We start from the raw sequence: 23477 nt of genomic DNA on the forward strand, positions 1-23477 counted from the left end.
TGTCCTTAATGTGTCAGGGTTGCCGTAGTGTCCGCGGTGCTTTTGGCCGGGGCGGCGACAGGGAGATAGTGAAGTTCGGCGCTTTTTGCCCATTGCTGGTAGCGCTGATAAAGCTGTTCAAAGCGTTGTGCCTGCTGAGCCTGCGGCTGAAGCGTACTTTCGACGGCGCTCGCCATATGCTGTTGCGCGGTCGGGATATCCGCATGGACGCCTGCGGCCACGGCAGCGAAAATCGCTGCGCCCAGCGCACAGCACTGATCGGAGGCCACAATTTGCAGCGGACGGTTGAGCACGTCGCAGCAGGCCTGCATGATCACCGGGTTTTTACGGGCGATACCGCCCAAAGCCATCACGTTGTTCACGTCAATGCCCTGCCCGGTGAAGCACTCCATAATGGCGCGCGCGCCGAACGCGGTGGCGGCGATCAGGCCGCCAAACAGCGCGGGCGCGTCGGTCGCCAGGTTGAGATCGGTAATCACCCCTTTCAGACGCTGGTTGGCAAACGGCGTACGACGGCCGTTGAACCAGTCCAGCACCACCGGCAGGTGATCGAGAGACGGATTTTTTGCCCAGGCTTCGGTGAGCTGCGGCAGGAGCTGTTTTTTGCTCGCGGTAATCTGGGTTTTCAGTTCAGGATGCGCGGCCGCCAGCTGATCCAGCGGCCAGCCGAGCACCCGGCCAAACCAGGCGTAGATATCGCCAAACGCGGACTGACCCGCTTCGAGGCCGATAAAATCGGGCACCACGCTGCCGTCAACCTGACCGCAGATACCCTTCACCGCGCGGTCGCCAACGGTCGTTTTATCCGCCGTCAGAATGTCGCAGGTGGAGGTGCCAATCACTTTCACCAGCGTGTTAGGCTGCGCACCCGCGCCCACGGCGCCCATATGGCAGTCGAACGCGCCGCCGGAAATGGTCACGTTTTGCGGCAGACCGAGGCGTTTCGCCCACTCTTCGCAGAGCATGCCGACCGGAATATCGGCGGTGAAGGTGTCGGTAAACAGCGGGTATGTCAGGTTTTTGTTGATGATCGGGTCGAGTTCATCGAAGAACGCTGCCGGAGGCAGACCACCCCAGCTTTCATGCCACAGCGATTTATGCCCGGCGCTGCAACGGCCACGGCGAATAGCCTGCGGGCGAGTGGTGCCGGAAAGCAGGGCGGGAACCCAGTCGCACAGCTCAATCCATGACGCCGCTGCCTGTGCGACCGACGCGTCCGCGCGGGTAACGTGCAGGATTTTTGCCCAGAACCATTCGCTGGAGTAGATCCCGCCGATGTAGCGCGAGTAGTCGGTTTTGCCCGGCTGGTGGCATAAGCGGGTGATGGCTTCCGCCTCTTCCACGGCGGTATGGTCTTTCCACAGCACAAACATGGCGTTCGGGTTGTCGGCAAACTCCGGTCGTAGCGCCAGTACGCGGCCTTCGGCATCGACAGGGGCAGGCGTTGAGCCGGTGCTGTCGACGCCAATCCCCACGACATCGGCCCGCTGGGCGTCCGTCAGCTCCGCCAGCACGGTTTTGATCGCCGCTTCCATTGATTCAATGTAATCACGCGGGTGGTGGCGGAACTGGTTGTTCGGCGCATCGCAGTAGCGCCCCTCTTGCCAGCGCGGATACCACTCAACGCTGGTTGCTATCTCCCGGCCAGTCGTACAGTCCACTGCCAGCGCGCGAACTGAGTCGCTGCCAAAATCGAGGCCAATTGCAATTGCCATGGTGTTGCTCCATCCAAAACAGGTATGGAAGAACATTAGAGACTGAGGACAAAGATCGTCAGGCAGGATCCGCTAATCTTATGGACTAAATTGCTGTAGCAGCGGAAAGTGTGACGCCGTGCAAATATTCAATGTGGACATTTCTGCCGTACTTATAGACACTTTTGTTACTGCTTATCCGCCCGTGCTGGCGGAGAAATCAGGGGAAAAGGCTGAAACATGGCGGACGTAAAAGAGGCGTGATGCTTTTTGGATCTTTTCGCGGGCCATTTTTATACTGCTTTTATCGATATGGACAATTGGTTTCCTTCAGGACCCTTGGGAGAACTGAATCTATGGCCGAACCGCAAAACGATCCCCTGCTGCCGGGATACTCATTTAACGCCCATCTGGTGGCGGGGCTGACGCCCATTGAGGCCGAGGGGTATCTCGATTTCTACGTCGATCGACCGCTCGGAATGAAAGGGTATATTCTGAACCTGACCGTTCGCGGGGAAGGGGTGATTAAAAACGGCGATCGGCAGTTTATCTGCCGCCCTGGTGATATGCTGCTGTTCCCGCCGGGGGAGATCCACCACTACGGACGCCACCCGGATGCCAAAGAGTGGTATCACCAGTGGGTCTATTTCCGTCCGCGCGCCTACTGGCAGGAGTGGCTCTCGTGGCCGGCCATTTTCGCCCATACTGGTTTATATCGCCCGGATGAGGCGCATCTGGCGCAGTTCCGTGAGCTGTTCGCACAAATTATTGAGGCAGGGCAGGCGGGAGGGCGCTACGCTGAACTGCTGGCTATCAACCTGCTTGAACAGGTGCTGCTGCGCCGCATGGAGGCCATCAACGAGTCGCTTAATCCGCCGCTGGACAACCGCGTCCGCGACGCCTGCCAGTACATCAGCGACCACCTTGCCGACAGCCAGTTTGATATTGCCAGCGTCGCCCAGCATGTGTGCCTGTCGCCGTCACGGCTGTCGCATCTGTTCCGCCAGCAGCTTGGCGTGAGCGTACTCAGCTGGCGCGAGGATCAGCGCATCAGCCAGGCGAAACTGCTGCTCAGCACCACCCGAATGCCTATCGCCACCGTCGGGCGTAACGTCGGCTTTGAAGATCAGCTCTATTTCTCTCGCGTGTTTAAGAAGTGCACCGGTGCCAGCCCGAGCGAATTCCGTGCGGGATGTGAATAATCGGTAAACATTCAGGTGAACTTCAGGCGCATCTTGTAAACTATTCAGACAATTGATGCCTTGACGCGGTGCAGGGCGCTAAGCAGAATCGCTGATTCGTTTTCTGACCGGAATAGTTATGCAGGCATTGCTGGAACATTTTATTACCCAGTCCGTTATGTATTCGCTCATCGCAGTGGCGCTGGTGGCGTTTCTGGAGTCGCTGGCGCTGGTCGGGCTGATCCTGCCCGGCACCGTGATGATGGCGGGGCTTGGGGCGCTTATCGGCAGCGGTGAGGTCAATTTCTGGCAGGCGTGGATGGCCGGTATTATCGGCTGTTTGCTGGGGGACTGGATCTCCTTCTGGCTGGGCTGGCGCTTTAAGAAGCCGCTACACCGCTGGTCGTTCATGAAAAAAAACAAAGCGCTGCTGGATAAAACCGAGCATGCGCTGCACCAGCACAGCATGTTCACCATCCTCGTGGGGCGCTTCGTTGGGCCAACGCGTCCACTGGTGCCGATGGTGGCCGGGATGCTGGATCTGCCCGTCGCGAAGTTTGTGGTGCCGAATATCATCGGCTGCGTCTTCTGGCCGCCGTTCTACTTCCTGCCGGGTATCCTGGCGGGCGCGGCGATTGATATTCCTGACGGTATGCAAAGCGGTGAGTTTAAATGGCTTCTGCTGGGTACGGCGGTGCTGCTGTGGCTGGCGGTTTGGCTCTGCTGGCGCCTGTGGCGCAGCGCGAAAGCGAGCGTCGATCGCCTGACCCGCTATCTCCCGCGCACGCGCCTGCTCTGGCTGGCCCCACTTACGCTCGGCGTGGCGGTGGTAGCGCTGGTGGCGCTGATCCGCCACCCGCTGATGCCGGTGTACGGCGAGATCCTGTTGAAGGTGGTGAGCCGTTAAGGTGTTTTCCCTCTCCCCGTGGGAGAGGGCCAGGGTGAGGGCATCAGACCGCACGAATGCCCAACAATGAAGATGCCCCTGCGTTACCACTCAGAAGTTCTTCTGTTTCTCCATCCCACAAAATACGTCCCTCCGCGATCACCACCGATCGCGGCGCGATGCGTGCGGCATCTTCAATGCTGTGCGAAACCATCAGCATCGTCAGTTGTTCGCGCTCGCACACCTCCTCAACCAGCGAGAGCATCTCCTGGCGCAGGGCCGGGTCGAGCGCCGAAAAGGGTTCATCGAGCAGCAGCAGCGGCTGCTCGCGCACCAGACAGCGTGCCAGCGCCACGCGCTGGCGCTGGCCGCCGGAAAGCTCCCCCGGTAGTCTGTTGATAAACGCAGACAGGCCCATTTGTTCGGCGATCGCCTCCAGCGTCTGACGCTGCGCAGCACTGAGCTTTAACCCCGGATCCATACCCAGCGCGATGTTCTGCCAGACCGTAAGATGATTGAACAGATTGTTTTCCTGAAACAGCATCGACACCGGGCGCTTAGCCGGCGGAGCGTAGGTAAACTCGCCGTTATCAATGACGATGGACCCGCTGGCAGGCTGCAAAAAACCGGCAATCAGATTGAGCAGGGTACTTTTTCCGGCCCCGCTGGGGCCAAGCACTGCGATTCGCTCTCCCTGACGAACGGAAAGGGTAAAACGCATTGGCAGGTGCTCATAAAGCCAGGTTACATCAGTCAGTTTTAACATCACGCCCCGGAAGTTTTTCGATTACGGTAAATAACGCAAAGCACAGCAGCAACAGGAGCAGCGCCGTGACGGCGCCGTCCTGGCTACGATAGGAGCCAATTTGCTGATAAAGCCAGAACGGCAGCGTGCGGAAATCCTCGTTGCCGAAGAGCGCCACTACGCCAAAATCGCCAATCGACAGCACGCAGGCAAACGCCAGCGCCTGGGCGAGCGGGCGTTTCAGTGCGCGCAATTCTACCACCTTCAGACGCTGCCAGCCCTGCATGCCCAGCGACTGACACAGCAAGCTGTAGCGGCTGTTGACGTCGCGCATCGGGTTTTCCAGTACCTTGAGCGCGTAAGGGATGGCCATCAGTGCGTTGGTAAAAATGACGATGCCGTCGGCGCTTTCCGGCAGGCCGATGGTGCTGTTGAACAGTAAAAAGAATCCGGTCGCCAGCACAATGCCCGGCATCGCCAGGATCAGCATACCCGTCAGTTCCAGCGCGTGTCCGGCTTTACGGGCATGACGCGCGTACAGCTCGCGGCTGCTCCATAGCAGCATCATGGTCAGGATCACGCACAGTAGCCCGGCTGCCAGCGCAATGCGCAAGGAGGTCCACGTCGCTTGCCACAGGACAGGTTGTTGCAGTACCGACAACACATTGCGATTCAGTCCATCAACGATAACGGCCAGCAGCGGGGGCAGCAAAAGCAGGAGTGCCAGTGCGATCAGCATAAAATCCGCGACGCGACTATACAGGCAGTCCTGCGGATCGCGCCAGCCTGTCATGTTATTGCTTCCTGTGGGGATCGTTTTGCTTAGCCTCTGGCTGAGTAACACCAGTGCCAGACAGCATACCATCTGCACGATCGCCAGCAGCGCGGCGCGGCCCGGATCGTAGTCGTAACTTAAAGCCTGATAGATCGCCAGCTCAATGGTGGTGGCCTGCGGCCCGCCGCCGAGAGAAAGTACGGTCGCGAAGCTGGCAAAGCAGAGCATAAAGATTAGTGCGGCAACCGGGGCAATCTGGCGTCGCAGCCACGGCCATTCGACAAAGCGGAAGAACGACCAGCCGCGCATGCCAAGCTGGGCGGCAATCTGACGCTGCTCACCGGGAATGTTTTCCAGCGCCTGTAAAAAGAGGCGCGTGGCCATCGGCATATTGAAAAAAATATGCGCCAGCAGAATGCCTTTCAGGCCGTATGGCGAGAAGGTCCATTCCAGACCAAGCAGGTTGAAAAGGAATGCCAGCCATCCCTGGCGACCATAGACGCTCAGAATGCCGAACACCGCCACCAGCACGGGCAGGATCAGCGTCATCGCGCACAGCCGCAGCAGGGCAAGCCTGCCGGGGAAACGTCTGCGATAGAGGGCGCGCGCGAGGAAAATGGCCGGGAGCGTCGACAGCAGCGCGGAGAGAAACGCCTGCCAGAAGGAGAAACGGATGACGTGCCAGAGATAGCTGTCGTGCCAGAGGGCAAGCAGATCGCTCTCTGGCGCGTTAAACCACAGCGCAAGGAATGCACCCAGGCTGACGACCACCATCAGTATAGCGGCGAGCAGCCCGGGAACTAACCAGCCGGGGATCAGCGGCTGACGGCGCGTTGCCATTCACTTATCCATGCGGCGCGCTGGGTGGCAACCTGCTGCGGCGTAAATTCCAGGGAGGTTTGCGGTTTGTTCAGCTGCTCAAAACCTGCCGGCAGCGCAACATCAGTGACCGGGTACATCCAGTTTCCTGTCGGAATAGCATTCTGGAATGCCGGTGAAACCATAAACTTCAGGAATTTCTCGGCGAGCTCCGGCTGTTTGCTCGCGGCGGTGCGGGCGGCCACTTCCACCTGCAAATAATGCCCTTCAGCAAAGTTCGCGGCGGCGTAGTTGTCTTTCTTCTCGGCGATAATGTGGTAGGCCGGAGAAGTCGTGTAGCTCAGCACAAGGTCGCTTTCGCCTTTCAGGAACAGGCCGTAGGCTTCGCTCCAGCCTTTGGTGACGGTAACGGTTTTCGCAGCCAGTTTCTGCCACGCCTCAGGCGTTTTGTCGCCATAGACTTTCTGCATCCACAACAGCAGCCCCAGACCCGGCGTGCTGGTGCGCGGATCTTCATAAATCACGCGCCACTTCTGATCGCTTTCGACCAGCTCTTTCAGGCTTTTGGGCGGATTCTTCAGCTTGTTTTTATCGTAGACAAACGCAAAGTAACCGTAATCAAAGGGAACGAAGGTGTCGTTTTTCCAGCCGCCCGGCACGTTGACGGCATCTGCCGCCACGCCGCTTTTGGCGAACAGTCTGGTTTGAGTGGCGGCTTGCAGCAGGTTGTTATCCAGCCCGAGCACCACGTCGGCTTTGCTGTTTTTGCCTTCCATACGCAGCCGGTTAAGCAGAGAGACACCATCTTCCAGTGCCACGAATTTCAGCTCGCAGTTGCAGTCGGCTTCAAAGGCTTTTTTCACCGCCGGGCCGGGGCCCCAGTCGGCGGAGAAGGAGTCGTAGGTGTAGACCGTCAGGACAGGCTTAGCAAAAACAGGCAGCGCAAACAGCGCCAGCAGAGGAAGAACGTTTTTTAACACTTTGCACCTCAGGGTTGAGTGGCAAAGGATTTTGAGAGACAGCCTCAAATCCCTTCGCCGGCGTTATCCGGATCAGGTTCGACGGGTATTATCTCAGCGCACATCAGTGATGCAGCACCCCGTTGAGAACGGCGCTATTGTAATGATTTGGTGAATATTACGAAAGCGTTATGGCTCCGGCGGCGCAAACCACGCGGATTTAAAATCAAACCAGCCCAGGGTATTCATTCGCAGGCCGCGCATGCTGCGCTGACCCTGGATCAGCAGCCAGTGGTGAATCAACGGTACGATCGTCTGCCCGGCCAGCAGCTCCTGACACCAGGCGGCCAGATCCATTTCTCCTGCCCGCCACCGTGCGGCGTCTCGCTGCCAGTCCCGCTTGATACAGTGCTGAATCAGGGGCACTTCATACAGGTGAGAGAAGAGCGAAAAATCAAGCGGCAGCGTGAAGTTCGCACTGTTGAGCCAGATATCGCTGATAACATCTCCACGGTGCCATTCATCATAGTCCACTTCCTGTATCGCCAGCGTCACGCCCTCGGCTGCCAGCAGCTTACTCATGATCCTTGCGATAAACCGGTGCTCAATGTGATCGCGATAGTAGCTGAGGGTGATGGTCTCCAGTCCGGCAGGTTTTTCACTGCGTACTGGCTGCGCATGGTGCCAGCGCGGAAGCAGGCCATAGGCCGGGAACCACCAGGTCTGGTATTGCTCCTCTGCGTGATAAATCAGGTTAGCGGGCGCCAGAACATGGCTGATCCACCTGCGTACGTCGTGATTCGCCCCGCGATGGCTGCGGCTATCGAAGAGCAGGTAGTAGCAGCCCTCCTCCAGGCGGCTTTCGAACGCCTTTTCACCGGCTGTTGGCCCTTCCAGCGTCAGGCCTGCGCTCAGCTCTTCGTTGAGATCCGGTAGTACCCAGACGTTGACTTCGTCGATCAGCGCCCTATAGCCAAAGTAATCATCAAAGGCGCGGATCTTCAGCTGATTACTATTGTTCCGTGAAACGGAGTAGGGGCCCGTGCCAATCGGCTGGCTGGAAAAATTGTTCAGGGATCGCCACTCGGCAGGCAGGATCATCGAGGGCACGTAGCCCAGAAGCCACGGAAGCCATTTGTCCGGCTGCGATAGCTCAATATCCAGGGTCCAGGCCGTGGGGGAGTGGATCCGCGCGATATGCGAATAGAGCGGCAGCGTGCGGGCGCGCTCTAAGGAATCGATAACGTCGCGCATCTCCAGCTCGCGTCCATGGTGGAAATGTATGCCGGGGCGTAAAAAGAAGCGCCAGTGCAACGGAGACACCTGTTGCCAGTGATGGGCAATATCCGCTTCCAGTTCCCCGTTTTCCTCATTTATCCGCGTCAGGCCGCTAAAAATCTGCCGGGCCATGTGGGTTTCAGAGCGACGTAACGCCGTACCGGGCAACAGATTTTTCATTGGGCGATAGTAAAGCACTCGCAGAATGTGGCGTCCCTGACGAAAGCTGCGTCCCAGATGCGAGACCAGCATCTGGCGCACGGCGGCTTTGTCGCCCACCAGCTGGACCAGCTGATCGATGCGGTCCTGCTCCAGCAGATCCTCCGCCCGCTGTTGCTGCAACGCCAGGCCGGTATAGAGGAAAGTCAGGCGCGAGCGCTTACCGCGTCCGGCTTCGGCCTCCCAGTTTAGCCAGCCCTGCTGCTGCATGGTGTTAAGGAGGGTACGCATATGACGCCGGGAGCAGTTGAGGAGCTCAGCCAGCTCGTTCAGCGTGGTCTCCTGCGATTGCCCCTCGCAGCACTGCCAGAGGCGGATAAATTGTTGTTGCAGACGACCAGAAGGCATAAAAGAGGAACTCCTGACAAAAAATCAGCAATTTATTAATCCCTATATTAAGCCAATAATCCTTATCGATGAAGCGAGGAGGTAAATTATGAAGAGGTCTACCGCACGTCAGTTTTATCAGCACTATTTTTCAGCGACAAAGGGAGTGTCCTGGCTGGCCCGCCAGTGCGCAGAGCAGCGGCTGAGAATACTGGAAGATCTGATGCAGTGGGACGTTACGAAACCGACCTCTTCTCGCTAACTCGCCTCGATCATGTGTGACTGAGTATTGGTGCTAATCACCCGCCAGCAAAATGTTTTTGCTGGCTTTTTTCGTTTACTATTTCACCCAATTTCGATTCGCTTTCATAAGGACTTGCGCATGCTCTGGTTGATGACGATGGGGCGACGCCTGAACGGCGTGTACGCCGCTTTTATGCTGGTGGCCTTCATGATGGGCGTGGCCGGTGCGCTACAGGCGCCGACGCTGAGCCTGTTTCTCAGTCGTGAGGTTGGGGCGCAGCCATTTTGGGTAGGCCTGTTCTACACCGTCAACGCCATTGCCGGGATCCTCGTCAGCCTGTGGCTGGCGAAACGATCCGACAGCCAGGGCGATCGCCGCAAGCTGATCCTCTTTTGTTGCGCCATGGCCGTGGGCAACGCGTTGCTGTTTGCCTTTAATCGTCACTACCTGACGCTTATCACCTGTGGCGTGCTGTTGGCCTCTCTGGCGAACACCGCCATGCCGCAGCTCTTCGCCCTGGCCCGGGAGTACGCCGACAACTCGGCGCGGGAAGTGGTGATGTTCAGCTCGGTGATGCGTGCGCAGCTCTCTCTCGCATGGGTCATCGGCCCCCCGCTGGCGTTCATGCTGGCGCTGAACTACGGTTTCACCGTCATGTTCACCATCGCGGCGGGAATTTTTGCCATCAGCCTGGCGCTGATAGCCTTTGTGCTGCCATCGGTGGCGCGCGTAGAGCAGGTGACGGACAAGCCCATCACCCAGGTAAGCGGCTGGCAGGATAAAAACGTCCGCATGTTGTTTATCGCCTCCACGCTGATGTGGACCTGCAACACCATGTACATTATCGATATGCCGCTGTGGATCAGCAGCGATCTGGGACTGCCCGACAAGCTCGCGGGGATCCTGATGGGCACCGCTGCCGGGCTGGAGATCCCGGCGATGATTCTGGCGGGTTACTACGTAAAACGTTTCGGAAAGCGTCGGATGATGGTCGTCGCCGTGGCGGCTGGGGTGGTGTTCTACGCGGGGTTAATCCTTTTCCATTCGCGGGAAGCTTTGCTGGCGTTACAGCTATTTAACGCGGTATTTATCGGAATCGTTGCCGGGATCGGCATGCTCTGGTTCCAGGATTTAATGCCGGGGCGAGCAGGCTCCGCGACCACGCTGTTTACTAACAGTATCTCTACCGGCGTGATTCTGGCAGGGGTGATTCAGGGGGCGCTGTCGCAAAGCTATGGACATGCATCCGTGTACTGGGTGATCGCAGCGATTTCGGTCATCACGCTTGTGTTAACGTGCCGGGTTAAAGACGTTTGATTCTGGAAGGCGGCTTCACGAAATGAAACGATTTTCTGACAGGAGCAGAGAAGGCGCATAGAGTGCGTGACGGGTGCTTGAGGCTGTTTGCCTCAGGCTTTCGCAAGAGGCAAACAGTGGAGAGTCCCACATCAAAAAAACTGATGGGGAGACCAACTTCACAACCAACATTGCGAGGTTAGTCTCTTCATTGCCGAAAAGCAATAAGGAGGCTGGAATGCCAAAACGTACTCTGCTGTTAGGTTTGTTTCTGATCTGTACGACGTTGTTGATCTTCACCTGGATGGTGCGCGACTCGCTGTGTGAGCTGCACTTCAGACAGGAGAAAACAGAGCTGGCGGCAGTGTTGGCTTACGAAGCAAAACGTTAGCGGTATTGGCGGGGTTTTTCCCCGCCTCTCCAGAGTGGTTACGCCTCAACGCACCCTTATCAATGGCCCGCGCCCTGCGGGCCATTGCCTTTAGCCCATAAACGCAGGCTGTTTTTTCTCGTAGGTGGAGATAGCCTCTTCGTGCTGCAGCGTCAGGCCAATGCTATCCAGACCGTTCAGCATGCAGTGGCGACGGAACGCATCAATGCTAAAGCTGTAGGTCTTGTCACCGGCTTTCACCACTTCTGCTTCCAGATCCACTTCAAACGACATCCCCGGATTTGCCTGCACCAGCGCAAACAGTTCATCGACCTGTTCGTCACTCAGCGTCACCGGCAGCAGCTGGTTGTTGAAGCTGTTGCCGTAGAAGATATCCGCGAAGCTTGGGGCGATAACCACTTTAAAACCGTAGTCGGTCAATGCCCATGGCGCGTGTTCACGCGACGATCCGCAGCCAAAGTTTTCCCGCGCCAGCAGAATGGAGGCGCCTTTGTATTCCTGAAAGTTCAGGACGAATTCCGGGTTCGGCACTTCGCCTTTATCGTCGAGGAAGCGCCAGTCGTTGAACAGATGCGCCCCAAAACCCGTGCGCGTCACTTTCTGCAAAAACTGTTTAGGAATGATCGCGTCAGTATCGACGTTAGCGGCGTCCAGCGGGACAACACGGCCCGTATGTTGGGTAAATTTCTCTGCCATGATTGTCTCCTTATTTCAGGCTGCGAATATCGGCGAAATGACCGGTGACTGCCGCAGCGGCGGCCATTGCCGGGCTGACCAGGTGGGTGCGCCCACCGCGGCCCTGACGGCCTTCAAAGTTACGGTTGCTGGTGGAGGCACAGCGCTCGCCCGGATTAAGGCGGTCGTTGTTCATCGCCAGACACATGGAGCAGCCGGGCAGGCGCCACTCGAAGCCTGCTTCGATAAAGATCTTATCCAGACCTTCCGCTTCCGCCTGGGCTTTCACCGGACCGGAGCCCGGCACAACCAGCGCCTGCACGCCCGGTGCCACTTTGCGGCCTTTTGCAATTTCTGCCGCAGCGCGTAAATCTTCGATACGGGAGTTAGTGCAGGAGCCGATGAACACTTTATCAATGCTCACGTCGGTCAGCGGTACGCCGGGTTTCAACCCCATGTAAGCCAGCGCCTTTTCCGCACTCGCGCGCTCGACCGGATCGGCGAAGGAAGCCGGGTCAGGAATGCTGTCGTTGACGGAAATGACCTGGCCCGGGTTGGTGCCCCAGGTGACTTGCGGGGCGATCTCTTCCGCCTGCAACGTCACAACGGTATCAAAAATTGCCCCCTCGTCCGTTTTCAGGGTTTTCCAGTACGCTACCGCGTCGTCAAAATCCTGTCCTTTCGGCGCATGAAGACGCCCCTTCACATAGTTGAAGGTGGTGTCGTCTGGGGCCACCAGGCCTGCTTTGGCACCCATTTCAATGGCCATGTTGCACAGGGTCATACGACCTTCCATGCTCAGCGCCTGGATAGCGTCGCCGCAGAACTCAACGACGTGACCGGTACCGCCTGCACTGCCGGTTTTGCCGATAATCGCCAGCACGATATCTTTCGCGGTGATACCCGGCGCAGCTTTCCCCTTCACTTCAATCTTCATGGTTTTGGCGCGGCCCTGCTTCAGGGTCTGCGTTGCCAGAACGTGTTCCACTTCAGAGGTGCCAATCCCGAACGCCAGGGCGCCAAATGCGCCGTGCGTCGCGGTGTGGGAGTCGCCGCAGACAATGGTCATGCCCGGCAGAGTAATACCCTGTTCAGGCCCCATTACGTGGACGATGCCCTGATAGGGGTGGTTCAGATCGTACAGCTCCACGCCAAACTCGTTACAGTTCTTAATCAGCTCCTGCATCTGAATACGCGCCATCTCGCCAGATGCATTAATGTCTTTGGTCTGGGTGGAAACGTTGTGATCCATCGTGGCAAAGGTTTTACCCGGCTGACGCACCGGGCGCTTGTGCGCACGCAGGCCGTCAAATGCCTGAGGAGACGTCACTTCGTGTACCAGATGACGGTCGATGTACAACAGTGGGGTTTCGTCTGGCGTCTCGTAAACAACGTGCGCATCAAACAACTTCTCATATAACGTCTTAGCCATGATTACACCCCTTCAGCGACATAGCGGGCAATGATGTCGCCCATTTCATCGGTACTGACTGCCGCCGTGCCGCGTGCTAAATCACCGGTACGGACGCCTTCTTCTAACGCCCGGTTAATGGCGTTTTCAATTGCGGTTGCTGCATCGCCTGCATCCAGGCTGTAGCGCAGCAGCAGAGCCAGGGAGAGGATCTGCGCAATCGGGTTGGCGATGTTTTTGCCTGCGATATCCGGCGCGGAGCCCCCCGCCGGTTCGTACAGGCCAAAGCCTTCTTCGTTCAGGCTGGCGGAGGGCAGCATTCCCATGGAGCCAGTGATCATGGCGCATTCATCCGAGAGAATATCGCCGAACAGGTTGGAGCACAGCAACACGTCAAACTGAGACGGATCTTTGATCAGCTGCATCGTTGCGTTGTCGATATACATATGCGACAGCGCAACGTCCGGGTACTGCTTAGCGACTTCACTGACGATTTCGCGCCACAAAATGGAAGACTGGAGCACGTTCGCTTTATCAATAGAGGTCACTTTACGGCGGCGTTTGCGCGCTGACTCAAACGCGATATGGGCGATACGTTCAATTTCAAAACGGTGATAGACCTCGGTATCAAACGCTTTCTCATGCTGACCGCTGCCTTCGCGACCTTTTGGCTGACCGAAGTAGATGCCGCCGGTCAGCTCACGCACGCAGAGAATGTCGAAACCGTTGGCCGCGATATCCGCGCGCAGCGGGCAAAACTCTTCCAGCCCCGGGTACAGCTTCGCCGGACGCAGGTTGCTGAACAGTTTGAAATGTTTACGCAGCGGCAGCAGCGCACCGCGCTCCGGCTGCTCTGCTGGCGGCAAATGTTCCCACTTAGGGCCGCCCACGGAGCCAAACAGCACGGCATCGGCATTTTCACAGCCTTCCACAGTGGCTTTCGGCAATGGCGTACCGTGGTTATCAATCGCAATACCGCCCACATCGTAGTGGCTGGTGGTAATTTTCATCGCAAAACGCGAACGAACGGCTTCCAGTACTTTCAGCGCCTGTGCCATCACTTCCGGGCCAATACCGTCACCCGGCAACACAGCAATATGGTAATTCTTCGACATCACACGGTTTCCTTGTTGTTCTCTTTATTCTGAGCTTTGCGTTGCAACTCTTTTTCGACTTCGGCGGCGCGCCAGATGTTGTTCAGGACATGCACCATCGCTTTCGCGGAGGATTCGACGATATCTGTCGCCAGACCCACACCGTGGAAGCGGCGACCGTTATAATTGACGACGATATCCACCTGACCCAGGGCGTCTTTACCGTGCCCTTTAGCCGTCAGGTCGTATTTCACCAGCTCTACGTCGTACTCAGTGACGCGGTTAATCGCCTGGTAAATGGCATCCACAGGGCCGTTGCCGTTGGCGGCTTCCGCTTTAATTTCATCCCCGCAGGCCAGCTTAACGGAGGCGGTGGCGATGTCGCTTGAGCCGGACTGGACGTTGAAGTAGTCCAGACGGAAGTGCTCTGGCTCTTCCTGCTGTTTGTTGATGAATGCCAGCGCTTCCAGATCGTAATCGAACACCTGGCCCTTCTTGTCCGCCAGCTTCAGGAAGGCGTCGTACAGCTGATCCATGTTGTAATCGCTGTCCTTGTAGCCCATCTCTTCCATACGGTGCTTCACTGCCGCGCGACCAGAGCGTGAGGTCAGGTTCAACTGAACCTGGTTCAGACCGATGGATTCCGGAGTCATGATTTCGTAGTTTTCACGGTTCTTCAGCACTCCATCCTGGTGGATACCGGAAGAGTGAGCGAACGCGCCCGTACCGACAATCGCTTTGTTGGCCGGGATCGGCATGTTGCAAATCTGGCTGACGGTCTGGCTGGTGCGCCAGATTTCGTTGTGATTGATGCGTGTGTGCACGTCCATGATGTCTTTGCGCACTTTGATCGCCATGATCACTTCTTCCAGCGAACAGTTGCCTGCGCGTTCGCCGATGCCGTTCATCGCGCCTTCTACCTGACGCGCGCCGGCGTGCACCGCCGCGATAGCATTGCCAACGGCCAGACCCAGGTCATCGTGGGTGTGTACAGAGATAATGGCTTTATCAATATTTGGTACGCGGTCATACAGACCGGTAATGATGTTGGCAAACTCAAACGGCATGGTGTAGCCGACGGTATCCGGGATGTTGATGGTTCTGGCTCCGGCATTAATAGCGGCTTCCACAACACGGGCCAAATCGTCAATCGGCGTGCGGCCTGCATCTTCACAGGAAAATTCCACGTCGTCAGTGTAGTTACGCGCCCGTTTAACCATATACACCGCACGTTCGATCACTTCATCCAGCGTGCTGCGCAACTTGGTTGCAATGTGCATGGGGGAGGTGGCAATAAAAGTATGGATACGGAAAGCTTCTGCAACTTTCAGGGATTCCGCGGCCACATCGATATCTTTCTCAACGCAGCGAGCCAGAGCGCACACGCGGCTGTTTTTGATGGTGCGGGCGATGGTCTGCACTGACTCAAAATCACCCGGCGAGGAGACAGGAAAACCGACCTCCATTACGTCTACACCCATGCGTTCCAGGGCCAGCGCAATTTGCAGTTTTTCTTTAACACTCAGGCTCGCCTGTAATGCCTGTTCACCGTCACGTAAAGTAGTATCGAAAATAACGACTTGCTGGCTCATGGGTTAGGTCCTTGTCAGTCTTAGGGCGCCTTGCTACGAGCATAAAAAAACCCGCGCAGTGGCGCGGGTTTTTAGTTTTACTGAAGACGATTCAACGCTGAATTTCGCCCGCCAGTCTACCGCGCACAGTGGATGCGTTTAGTAGTAGTAGACCGGTGAAACGAAGGGTGCGAATCATGAATCCTGCTCCAGGTGAATGCGATATGCTTTTAGTGGTACTGGATACGCCGACTCATGTCAACCCCTCCCCGACAAAACGGAGACCCAACGCAGGGAGAATACATTAGCTAATTGTGCTGGTTTTTGCGTGGCTAACCGATTTTATTGTCTATTATTGGACTGGGGATTCATCTCTGGAATAATTTGAATATAATTGGTAGCAATTGAACATACTATTTTCACCAACATGCTATGAAATGGAATGTGTTTCATATCATTGATTTATAGACTTCATGAATGATTTACGGGTAAGTAAGTTATCAAAATTGATATCAATTTGTTAATGAATATGCGTTGTATACTATTAATAGTTTAATAACGCTTAAGTCATTATTAATGAGAGCGTCGATTGTGTATTTGTCTGGTTTATGGTTTCATGCTCACAATAAAGTTTGAGATATCTTTTGAACGATTTTTAACTCTTCATTTATGGGGTGCGTAAAGCCGCTCGGTGAATGGGGCTCTTTATATATTCCGAATTTTAAATAATTTCCTTTCGCTTGTTGTATATGCATGGTAAATCATATTTTTCGAAGTTATTACTGTACCTGGGCAAAGGGAATTTAGCGTGACGGTGGAGTCAGAAATGCCAGAAAATAATATTAACCAACCACAGACTTATGATGGGGTTAAGCCTCAGTTACGCACAGTGGATCTTAACTTGTTAACTGTATTCGATGCAGTGATGCAGGAGCAGAATATTACGCGAGCAGCGCAATCTCTGGGAATGTCTCAGCCTGCCGTGAGTAATGCCGTAGCCAGACTTAAGGTGATGTTTAACGACGAGTTATTCGTTCGTTATGGGAGGGGAATTCAGCCCACAGCGCGTGCATTCCAGCTATTCGGTTCGATTCGTCAGGCGCTACAGCTAGTTCAAAATGAACTTCCCGGTTCGGGCTTTGAACCCTTAAGCAGTGAGCGGGTTTTCCATCTCTGTGTATGCAGTCCGTTAGATAATTATTTGACGTCTGTTATATATAATAAAGTTGAACAGATCGCCCCAAATATTCATCTCGTTTTTAAATCATCATTAAATCAAAACACTGAACACCAGCTTCGTTATCAGGAAACAGAGTTTGTTCTGGGATACGAAGAGTTCCGCCGTCCAGAGTTTGCCTGTGTTCCGTTGTTCAAAGACGAAATGGTGTTAGTCGCCAGTAAAAAACATCCCCGTATGAATTCGCCGCTGCGTGAAAGCGATGTTTACAGTGAGCAACACGCCGTTGTTGCTCTTGACAGATATGCCTCGTTCAGTCAGCCGTGGTATGACACCGCCGATAAACAAGCCAGCGTGGCTTATCAGGGAATGGCCATGGTCAGTGTATTAAATGTCGTTTCTCAGACGCAGTTAGTCGCTATTGCGCCGCGCTGGCTTGCTGAAGAGTTCTCCGATTCACTGAATCTGCAAATTTTACCTCTGCCGCTCAAGCTTAATAGCCGTACCTGTTATCTTTCCTGGCATGAGGCTGCGGGTCGGGATAAAGGGCATCAGTGGATGGAAGAGCTGCTGATCAATATTTGCCGTCGCTAGGTTCTGGTGAATAAACCGCATGGCGTCATGCGGTTTATTCTGCGGTTTTTAAAACTGGCGATATTATGTTCCGTGTTCATTTTTTCAGTTACTTATGCATGCTCAAAAATAGATGATTTCCTGATCCATCCTCTTTTTAAGAGATGAATTATTATTGTCTCCACTCATACCAGACGAATTCACCATATTCATGTCTGTCAGCTGTTTTTTCTGCTTTTATTGCTCATTCCCGCATCCCGTTTGCTAATTGCCTGCCTCATAACGAGCGGTTAAGGTATCCATCACTCTGCACATTATAAGATGGGTTTACCCTGTCAGAAGACGGCGCGGAAATGAATTCTGTAGACCGTCTATAACAAAAGCCTGGAGGCAAAGCATGGAGATGTTGTCTGGCGCGGAAATGGTCGTCCGATCGCTTATCGATCAGGGCGTGAAACAAGTGTTCGGCTATCCCGGAGGCGCGGTTCTCGATATTTATGACGCGCTGCACACGGTAGGCGGTATTGATCATGTTCTGGTTCGTCATGAACAGGCTGCTGTGCATATGGCTGACGGCCTGGCCCGCGCCACGGGCGAAGTGGGTGTTGTGCTGGTCACTTCCGGGCCGGGGGCGACCAATGCCATTACCGGCATAGCGACTGCGTATATGGACTCTATTCCACTGGTCATTCTTTCCGGACAGGTGGCGACGTCGCTGATTGGCTATGATGCGTTTCAGGAGTGCGACATGGTGGGGATCTCACGCCCCGTGGTGAAGCACAGCTTTCTGGTTAAACAAACTGAAGATATCCCGGGCGTACTGAAAAAAGCCTTCTGGCTGGCCGCCAGCGGTCGTCCTGGGCCAGTGGTTGTCGATCTGCCAAAAGATATTCTCAATCCGGCGAATAAACTGCCTTACCTTTGGCCTGAGTCGGTGAGCATGCGTTCGTATAATCCGACCACGCAAGGGCACAAAGGACAGATTAAACGTGCGCTGCAAACGCTGCTGTCTGCGAAAAAACCGGTGGTCTATGTGGGGGGCGGCGCCGTCAATGCAGCCTGCGAAACGCAACTACGCGAACTGATCGAGAAGCTCAATCTTCCTGTTGCGTCATCACTGATGGGGCTGGGGGCATTCCCTGCCACGCATCGGCAGGCGCTGGGCATGCTGGGTATGCACGGCACCTACGAAGCCAATATGACGATGCACAATTCTGACGTGATTTTTGCCGTCGGCGTGCGTTTTGACGATCGCACCACGAACAACCTGGCGAAATACTGCCCGAATGCGACGGTGCTGCACATTGATATCGATCCTACTTCTATCTCTAAAACGGTGCCGGCGGATGTGCCGATCGTGGGAGACGCACGACAGGTGCTGGATCAAATGTTGGATCTGCTGGCGCAGGAGACCGCCTCTCAACCGCTGGACGAGATCCGCGACTGGTGGCAACAAATCGAGCAATGGCGTGGCCGTCAGTGCCTTAAATACGACACGCAAAGTGAGAACATCAAACCGCAGGCGGTGATCGAGACGATCTGGCGTCTGACCAATGGCGATGCGTATGTCACTTCTGACGTGGGCCAGCATCAGATGTTTGCTGCGCTGTATTACCCGTTTGATAAACCGCGTCGCTGGATCAACTCAGGCGGGCTCGGCACGATGGGCTTTGGTTTGCCCGCCGCGCTGGGGGTAAAGCTGGCGTTGCCAAACGAAACGGTTATTTGCGTAACGGGTGACGGCAGTATACAGATGAATATTCAGGAACTTTCCACTGCGCTGCAATATGAACTGCCAGTGCTGGTGCTGAACCTGAATAACGGTTACCTCGGCATGGTAAAACAGTGGCAGGATATGATTTATTCGGGCCGTCACTCCCAGTCCTATATGAAATCACTTCCGGACTTTGTCCGTCTGGCTGAAGCCTATGGTCATATTGGCATGCGGGTAACCGATCCGTCAGAGCTGGAAGCGAAGCTCGGCGAAGCGCTTGAGCACGTTAAAAACAATCGCCTCGTCTTCATGGACGTTATCGTCGATGGCACAGAGCACGTTTATCCGATGCATATTCGTGGCGGTGGTATGGATGAAATGTGGTTAAGCAAAACGGAGAGAACCTGATATGCGCCGGATATTATCTGTATTACTGGAAAATGAGTCGGGCGCACTGTCGCGGGTTATTGGGCTTTTTGCCCAGCGCGGCTATAACATTGAAAGCCTGACCGTGGCACCGACCGATGACCCTACGCTCTCGCGCATGACGATCCAGACTGTCGGCGATGCGAAAGTGCTTGAGCAGATCGAAAAGCAATTGCACAAGCTGGTGGACGTACTGCGCGTCAGCGAGCTGGGGCAGGGTGCTTACGTCGAACGTGAAGTGATGCTGGTGAAAATTCAGGCCAGCGGTTACGGCCGTGATGAGGTCAAGCGCAACACGGATATTTTCCGTGGGCAGATTATTGACGTCACGCCTTCTATATATACTGTCCAGCTTGCCGGAACGAGCGATAAGCTGGACGCTTTCCTGGCCTCTGTCAGGGATGTGGCAAAAATTGTTGAAGTTGCGCGCTCTGGCGTTGTTGGCCTCTCGCGCGGCGATAAAATCATGCGTGAGTAGCGCAATAGGTTCGCCTCTTTCAGCCCGGTAGCCAAAGCCGGGCTTTTTTTTGCGTAATCCGCCGACAACGCAGACAAAAGCGGTTGCCGTGAAGGCTATTCTGCGTTTAGATGTTAAAATATTTAACCATAACCTTGACAGGGCCATGGACTCTTTTCTTTTTTTGAGGGGCAATTGTGAAACTGGATGAAATCGCCCGGCTCGCCGGCGTGTCGAGAACCACGGCCAGCTATGTGATTAACGGTAAAGCAAAGCAGTATCGTGTCAGCGATAAGACCGTTGAGAAAGTGATGGCAGTCGTTCGTGAGCATAATTACCATCCGAATGCTGTCGCCGCAGGTTTACGTGCCGGGCGCACCCGCTCTATTGGCCTGGTGATCCCGGACCTGGAAAACACCAGCTATACCCGCATCGCCAACTATCTGGAACGTCAGGCTCGTCAGCGGGGCTATCAGCTGTTGATTGCCTGCTCCGAGGATCAGCCCGACAACGAGATGCGCTGCATTGAGCATCTGCTGCAACGTCAGGTTGATGCCATCATCGTGTCGACCTCTTTACCACCCGAGCATCCGTTCTATCAGCGCTGGGCGAACGATCCGTTCCCGATAGTGGCGCTGGATCGTGCGCTCGATCGTGAACATTTCACCAGCGTCGTGGGTGCCGATCAGGACGATGCAGAAATGCTGGCTGCCGAGCTGCGTACCTTCCCGGCTGAAACGGTGCTGTATCTTGGCGCTTTGCCTGAACTTTCGGTAAGCTTCCTGCGTGAACAAGGGTTCCGTACGGCATGGAAAGACGATCCGCGTGACGTTCATTATCTCTATGCCAACAGTTATGAGCGCGAAGCGGCTGCCCAGCTGTTCGAGAAATGGCTGGAAACGCACCCGATGCCGCAGGCGTTGTTTACCACCTCGTTTGCTCTGTTGCAGGGAGTGATGGACGTGACGTTACGTCGCGATGGCAAGCTGCCATCCGATCTGGCGATTGCTACCTTCGGTGATAACGAACTGCTCGACTTCCTGCAATGTCCAGTGCTGGCGGTGGCTCAGCGTCACCGCGACGTCGCCGAGCGCGTGCTGGAGATTGTTCTGGCAAGCCTGGATGAACCCCGCAAGCCTAAACCCGGACTTACGCGTATCAAACGTAATCTCTATCGGCGCGGAATTTTGAGCCGCCATTAATATTTCCACAGGGGCGGTATAACTGCCCCTTTTGCGGCGAATTTATTGCGATAAATAATTCCCGGATAAAAATTAGGATTTATCTCTAAGATTCATAGCCTGCTATTTTTCTGAATCCATTTTGGTGTTAAAAAGCACAATTATAAATTTTTGACTGACATTTCTTTGTATTGTTTTGTTACAAACAGGTGCCAGCCGATGAATATTCAGCCATTTTTCACTCTCCCTCCAGGCCTCAATGCACACGAACGAATCCATATTGCCTCGGGATTAAACTGGTGCTGTTATCCCCCGGCGATATGCCTTAAAATGCTGCCCGCGTCGCAAACTGACACTTTATATTTCCCTGCGATGATATTGAGTGAGTCTTAACGCTCGTGTGCATATTCGGTTTTTTTCTTACAAATATTCATAACGTTAATTTTGCCTCGCCAGTTGTTTAGTTATTAGCCAGGTCACTCTTGCTCTGTAAATAGGATGCTTTCGGGTCCGTACAGAGAGAGTCCTGGCTTGACAAGCTTTTCCCTCGCTCCGTAAACTCCTTCAGGTGGGAATTTGTGGGTTAAAGTGGTGAGGAGGGGTGAGGCTGGCATGTTCCGTGGAGCAACGTTAGTCAATCTCGACAGCAAAGGGCGTTTATCGGTACCAACCCGATACCGTGACCAGCTGATTGAGAACGCTTCGGGTCAACTGGTTTGCACCATTGACATCAACTCCCCCTGCCTGCTGCTTTATCCTTTGCCTGAATGGGAAATCATTGAGCAAAAGCTGTCGCGACTGTCGAGCATGAACCCGCAGGAACGCCGCGTACAGCGGTTGTTATTGGGACATGCCAGTGAATGTCAGATGGATAGCGCCGGGCGATTATTGATTGCGCCTGTGTTGCGGCAACATGCCGGTCTGACTAAAGAAGTGATGCTGGTCGGGCAGTTCAACAAGTTTGAACTGTGGGACGAAACGACCTGGTATCAACAGGTCAAGGAAGATATCGACGCTGAGCAGTCTGATTCCGCAACATTATCGGAACGGCTGCAGGACTTGTCTCTATAAATATGATGGAAAATTATAAACATACAACGGTGCTGCTGGATGAGGCCGTTAACGGCCTGAATATTCGTCCAGATGGCATCTATATTGATGGCACTTTTGGTCGCGGTGGCCACTCGCGTTTGATCCTCTCTCAGCTTGGAGCGGAAGGGCGCCTGCTGGCAATTGACCGCGATCCGCAGGCGATTGCCGTTGCGCAAACCATCGATGACCCTCGCTTTTCCATCGTGCATGGACCTTTCTCTGCGCTTGCGGATTATGTCGCCGAGCGCGGCCTGACCGGCAAAATCGACGGGATCCTCCTCGATCTTGGTGTCTCTTCACCACAGCTTGATGATGCAGAACGCGGCTTCTCCTTTATGCGCGACGGTCCGCTGGATATGCGTATGGACCCCACCCGCGGCCAGTCTGCCGCCGAGTGGTTACAAACTGCTGACGAAGCGGATATTGCCTGGGTGATCAAAACCTTCGGCGAAGAACGCTTTGGCAAACGTATTGCGCGCGCCATCGTTGAGCGCAACCGCGTTGAGCCAATGACCCGTACCAAAGAGCTGGCAGAAGTCATCGCGGCGGCAACGCCAGTGAAGGACAAGCACAAACATCCTGCGACCCGTACCTTCCAGGCGGTTCGTATCTGGGTAAACAGTGAACTGGAGGAAATAGAGCTGGCGCTAAAAAGCTCGCTCGACGTGCTGGCCCCGGGTGGGCGGTTATCCATCATCAGCTTCCATTCGCTGGAAGATCGCATCGTTAAGCGCTTTATGCGTGAACAGAGCCGCGGTCCGCAGGTTCCAGCTGGGCTGCCGATGACGGAAGAACAACTCAGAAAGCTGGGAGGCCGTCAGTTGCGAGCATTAGGCAAGTTGATGCCGGGCGAAGAAGAGGTGGCAGAGAATCCACGTGCCCGTAGTTCAGTGCTGCGTATTGCAGAGAGGACGAACGCATGATCAGCAGAGTGACAGAGACCCTAAGCAAAGTTAAGGGATCGTTAGGAAGCAACGAGCGCCATGCCTTGCCTGGCGTGATCGGCGACGATCTTTTGCGGTTTGGGAAGCTGCCACTCTGCTTGTTCATTTGCATCATTGTGACGGCAGTCATGGTGGTAACCACCGCTCACCATACCCGTTTATTAACTGCGCAGCGCGAACAGATGGTACTGGAACGCGATGCGCTGGATATTGAATGGCGAAATCTGATCCTTGAAGAAAACGCGCTCGGCGATCACAGCCGGGTTGAACGGATCGCAACGGAAAAACTGCAATTACAGCATGTTGATCCTTCGCAGGAAAATATCGTAGTACAAAAATAAGGGAAAA

Annotated in this window: 22 protein-coding genes and 1 riboswitch; of the genes, 12 read left to right on the plus strand and 10 right to left on the minus strand. The window is 55.0% G+C overall.

Annotation, left to right across the window (positions count from 1 at the left end; translation table 11 throughout):
- Positions 1 to 5: 5 nt before the first annotated feature.
- Entirely contained in the window at positions 6 to 1715 is a 1710-nt protein-coding gene (gene araB / locus INF86_RS17645; RefSeq protein ID WP_045622486.1) for a ribulokinase, read from the minus strand.
- A gap of 335 nt (positions 1716 to 2050) precedes the next feature.
- On the opposite strand from araB, the gene araC reads away from it, so the two are divergent.
- Positions 2051 to 2896, plus strand: a complete 846-nt coding sequence (araC, locus tag INF86_RS17650; RefSeq protein WP_022647026.1) for an arabinose operon transcriptional regulator AraC — start codon at positions 2051 to 2053, stop codon at positions 2894 to 2896.
- Positions 2897 to 3014: 118 nt separating this feature from the next.
- Positions 3015 to 3782 (plus strand): DedA family protein, encoded by a 768-nt coding sequence (locus tag INF86_RS17655; RefSeq protein ID WP_017383796.1) that lies wholly within the window; start codon positions 3015 to 3017, stop codon positions 3780 to 3782.
- Positions 3783 to 3825: 43 nt separating this feature from the next.
- Here INF86_RS17655 and thiQ read toward each other — a convergent pair whose 3' ends face one another.
- From thiQ to sgrR, 4 genes are all read right to left on the minus strand, one after another.
- Positions 3826 to 4527: a thiamine ABC transporter ATP-binding protein ThiQ gene (gene thiQ, locus INF86_RS17660; protein ID WP_032621321.1), complete on the minus strand. Its 702-nt coding sequence runs from the start codon at positions 4525 to 4527 to the stop codon at positions 3826 to 3828.
- Positions 4511 to 6121, minus strand: coding sequence for a thiamine/thiamine pyrophosphate ABC transporter permease ThiP (gene thiP, locus INF86_RS17665; protein WP_126314605.1), 1611 nt, complete (start codon positions 6119 to 6121; stop codon positions 4511 to 4513). Before thiP ends, thiQ begins: the two co-directional genes overlap by 17 nt.
- Entirely contained in the window at positions 6097 to 7080 is a 984-nt protein-coding gene (gene thiB, locus INF86_RS17670; protein WP_022647029.1) for a thiamine ABC transporter substrate binding subunit, read from the minus strand. The genes thiP and thiB overlap by 25 nt, the downstream gene beginning before the upstream one ends.
- 31 nt (positions 7081 to 7111) lie before the next feature.
- A riboswitch (TPP riboswitch) is annotated at positions 7112 to 7212 on the minus strand.
- A gap of 36 nt (positions 7213 to 7248) precedes the next feature.
- Positions 7249 to 8904: an HTH-type transcriptional regulator SgrR gene (gene sgrR, locus INF86_RS17675; protein WP_193543766.1), complete on the minus strand. Its 1656-nt coding sequence runs from the start codon at positions 8902 to 8904 to the stop codon at positions 7249 to 7251.
- An 88-nt stretch (positions 8905 to 8992) separates the two neighbouring features.
- Between sgrR and sgrT the strand changes: the two genes are divergently transcribed.
- From sgrT to INF86_RS17690, 3 genes are all read left to right on the plus strand, one after another.
- Positions 8993 to 9145: a glucose uptake inhibitor SgrT gene (sgrT, locus tag INF86_RS17680; protein ID WP_003856388.1), complete on the plus strand. Its 153-nt coding sequence runs from the start codon at positions 8993 to 8995 to the stop codon at positions 9143 to 9145.
- 120 nt (positions 9146 to 9265) lie between these two features.
- Positions 9266 to 10444 carry a sugar efflux transporter gene (locus tag INF86_RS17685; protein ID WP_022647031.1) on the plus strand — a complete coding sequence of 393 codons (1179 nt, stop codon included), beginning with the start codon at positions 9266 to 9268 and terminating at the stop codon, positions 10442 to 10444.
- A gap of 217 nt (positions 10445 to 10661) precedes the next feature.
- Positions 10662 to 10814 carry a Hok/Gef family protein gene (locus tag INF86_RS17690; protein WP_010427008.1) on the plus strand — a complete coding sequence of 51 codons (153 nt, stop codon included), beginning with the start codon at positions 10662 to 10664 and terminating at the stop codon, positions 10812 to 10814.
- A 90-nt stretch (positions 10815 to 10904) separates the two neighbouring features.
- Here the strand turns inward: INF86_RS17690 and leuD are convergent, their stop codons facing one another.
- From leuD to leuL, 5 genes are all read right to left on the minus strand, one after another.
- Positions 10905 to 11510 (minus strand): 3-isopropylmalate dehydratase small subunit, encoded by a 606-nt coding sequence (gene leuD / locus INF86_RS17695; RefSeq protein ID WP_023299315.1) that lies wholly within the window; start codon positions 11508 to 11510, stop codon positions 10905 to 10907.
- Positions 11511 to 11520: 10 nt separating this feature from the next.
- Positions 11521 to 12921, minus strand: coding sequence for a 3-isopropylmalate dehydratase large subunit (gene leuC / locus INF86_RS17700; RefSeq protein WP_022647033.1), 1401 nt, complete (start codon positions 12919 to 12921; stop codon positions 11521 to 11523).
- A 2-nt stretch (positions 12922 to 12923) separates the two neighbouring features.
- Complete coding sequence (leuB, locus tag INF86_RS17705; RefSeq protein WP_022647034.1) at positions 12924 to 14015, minus strand: 3-isopropylmalate dehydrogenase; 1092 nt, start codon at positions 14013 to 14015, stop codon at positions 12924 to 12926.
- Positions 14015 to 15586: a 2-isopropylmalate synthase gene (leuA, locus tag INF86_RS17710; protein ID WP_022647035.1), complete on the minus strand. Its 1572-nt coding sequence runs from the start codon at positions 15584 to 15586 to the stop codon at positions 14015 to 14017. Before leuA ends, leuB begins: the two co-directional genes overlap by 1 nt.
- A gap of 91 nt (positions 15587 to 15677) precedes the next feature.
- The gene (leuL, locus tag INF86_RS22660; protein WP_057979999.1) at positions 15678 to 15764 is read right to left on the minus strand and encodes a leu operon leader peptide; all 87 of its coding nucleotides are present in this window, start codon (positions 15762 to 15764) and stop codon (positions 15678 to 15680) included.
- Positions 15765 to 16391: 627 nt separating this feature from the next.
- Here leuL and leuO point away from each other — a divergent pair.
- From leuO to ftsL, 7 genes are all read left to right on the plus strand, one after another.
- Positions 16392 to 17336 carry a transcriptional regulator LeuO gene (gene leuO / locus INF86_RS17720; protein WP_022647036.1) on the plus strand — a complete coding sequence of 315 codons (945 nt, stop codon included), beginning with the start codon at positions 16392 to 16394 and terminating at the stop codon, positions 17334 to 17336.
- 376 nt (positions 17337 to 17712) lie between these two features.
- Complete coding sequence (gene ilvI, locus INF86_RS17725; RefSeq protein ID WP_046619887.1) at positions 17713 to 19437, plus strand: acetolactate synthase 3 large subunit; 1725 nt, start codon at positions 17713 to 17715, stop codon at positions 19435 to 19437.
- 1 nt (position 19438) lies between these two features.
- Positions 19439 to 19933: an acetolactate synthase small subunit gene (ilvN, locus tag INF86_RS17730; RefSeq protein ID WP_023305437.1), complete on the plus strand. Its 495-nt coding sequence runs from the start codon at positions 19439 to 19441 to the stop codon at positions 19931 to 19933.
- Positions 19934 to 20109: 176 nt separating this feature from the next.
- Positions 20110 to 21114, plus strand: coding sequence for a catabolite repressor/activator (cra, locus tag INF86_RS17735; RefSeq protein ID WP_003856369.1), 1005 nt, complete (start codon positions 20110 to 20112; stop codon positions 21112 to 21114).
- 591 nt (positions 21115 to 21705) lie between these two features.
- Positions 21706 to 22164, plus strand: coding sequence for a division/cell wall cluster transcriptional repressor MraZ (gene mraZ, locus INF86_RS17740; protein WP_014830641.1), 459 nt, complete (start codon positions 21706 to 21708; stop codon positions 22162 to 22164).
- A gap of 2 nt (positions 22165 to 22166) precedes the next feature.
- The gene (gene rsmH / locus INF86_RS17745; RefSeq protein WP_003856366.1) at positions 22167 to 23108 is read left to right on the plus strand and encodes a 16S rRNA (cytosine(1402)-N(4))-methyltransferase RsmH; all 942 of its coding nucleotides are present in this window, start codon (positions 22167 to 22169) and stop codon (positions 23106 to 23108) included.
- Positions 23105 to 23470: a cell division protein FtsL gene (gene ftsL, locus INF86_RS17750; RefSeq protein ID WP_003856363.1), complete on the plus strand. Its 366-nt coding sequence runs from the start codon at positions 23105 to 23107 to the stop codon at positions 23468 to 23470. Before rsmH ends, ftsL begins: the two co-directional genes overlap by 4 nt.
- Positions 23471 to 23477 lie beyond the last annotated feature (7 nt).

This window comes from Enterobacter cloacae complex sp. I1M (assembly GCF_014982425.1).
Taxonomy (GTDB): Bacteria; Pseudomonadota; Gammaproteobacteria; order Enterobacterales; family Enterobacteriaceae; genus Enterobacter; species Enterobacter intestinihominis.

What these genes read in the sequence shown, in the direction of transcription:
- INF86_RS17685 (WP_022647031.1), top strand. Translation starts at nt 9,266, where the DNA reads ATGCTCTGGTTGATGACGATGGGGCGACGCCTGAACGGCGTGTACGCC.
- INF86_RS17655 (WP_017383796.1), top strand. Translation starts at nt 3,015, where the DNA reads ATGCAGGCATTGCTGGAACATTTTATTACCCAGTCCGTTATGTATTCG.
- leuD (WP_023299315.1), bottom strand. Translation starts at nt 11,510, where the DNA reads ATGGCAGAGAAATTTACCCAACATACGGGCCGTGTTGTCCCGCTGGAC.
- rsmH (WP_003856366.1), top strand. Translation starts at nt 22,167, where the DNA reads ATGATGGAAAATTATAAACATACAACGGTGCTGCTGGATGAGGCCGTT.
- leuC (WP_022647033.1), bottom strand. Translation starts at nt 12,921, where the DNA reads ATGGCTAAGACGTTATATGAGAAGTTGTTTGATGCGCACGTTGTTTAC.
- leuA (WP_022647035.1), bottom strand. Translation starts at nt 15,586, where the DNA reads ATGAGCCAGCAAGTCGTTATTTTCGATACTACTTTACGTGACGGTGAA.
- ftsL (WP_003856363.1), top strand. Translation starts at nt 23,105, where the DNA reads ATGATCAGCAGAGTGACAGAGACCCTAAGCAAAGTTAAGGGATCGTTA.
- araC (WP_022647026.1), top strand. Translation starts at nt 2,051, where the DNA reads ATGGCCGAACCGCAAAACGATCCCCTGCTGCCGGGATACTCATTTAAC.
- leuL (WP_057979999.1), bottom strand. Translation starts at nt 15,764, where the DNA reads ATGATTCGCACCCTTCGTTTCACCGGTCTACTACTACTAAACGCATCC.
- araB (WP_045622486.1), bottom strand. Translation starts at nt 1,715, where the DNA reads ATGGCAATTGCAATTGGCCTCGATTTTGGCAGCGACTCAGTTCGCGCG.
- ilvN (WP_023305437.1), top strand. Translation starts at nt 19,439, where the DNA reads ATGCGCCGGATATTATCTGTATTACTGGAAAATGAGTCGGGCGCACTG.
- ilvI (WP_046619887.1), top strand. Translation starts at nt 17,713, where the DNA reads ATGGAGATGTTGTCTGGCGCGGAAATGGTCGTCCGATCGCTTATCGAT.
- mraZ (WP_014830641.1), top strand. Translation starts at nt 21,706, where the DNA reads ATGTTCCGTGGAGCAACGTTAGTCAATCTCGACAGCAAAGGGCGTTTA.
- leuB (WP_022647034.1), bottom strand. Translation starts at nt 14,015, where the DNA reads ATGTCGAAGAATTACCATATTGCTGTGTTGCCGGGTGACGGTATTGGC.
- sgrR (WP_193543766.1), bottom strand. Translation starts at nt 8,904, where the DNA reads ATGCCTTCTGGTCGTCTGCAACAACAATTTATCCGCCTCTGGCAGTGC.
- thiP (WP_126314605.1), bottom strand. Translation starts at nt 6,121, where the DNA reads ATGGCAACGCGCCGTCAGCCGCTGATCCCCGGCTGGTTAGTTCCCGGG.
- INF86_RS17690 (WP_010427008.1), top strand. Translation starts at nt 10,662, where the DNA reads ATGCCAAAACGTACTCTGCTGTTAGGTTTGTTTCTGATCTGTACGACG.
- sgrT (WP_003856388.1), top strand. Translation starts at nt 8,993, where the DNA reads ATGAAGAGGTCTACCGCACGTCAGTTTTATCAGCACTATTTTTCAGCG.
- leuO (WP_022647036.1), top strand. Translation starts at nt 16,392, where the DNA reads ATGCCAGAAAATAATATTAACCAACCACAGACTTATGATGGGGTTAAG.
- thiQ (WP_032621321.1), bottom strand. Translation starts at nt 4,527, where the DNA reads ATGTTAAAACTGACTGATGTAACCTGGCTTTATGAGCACCTGCCAATG.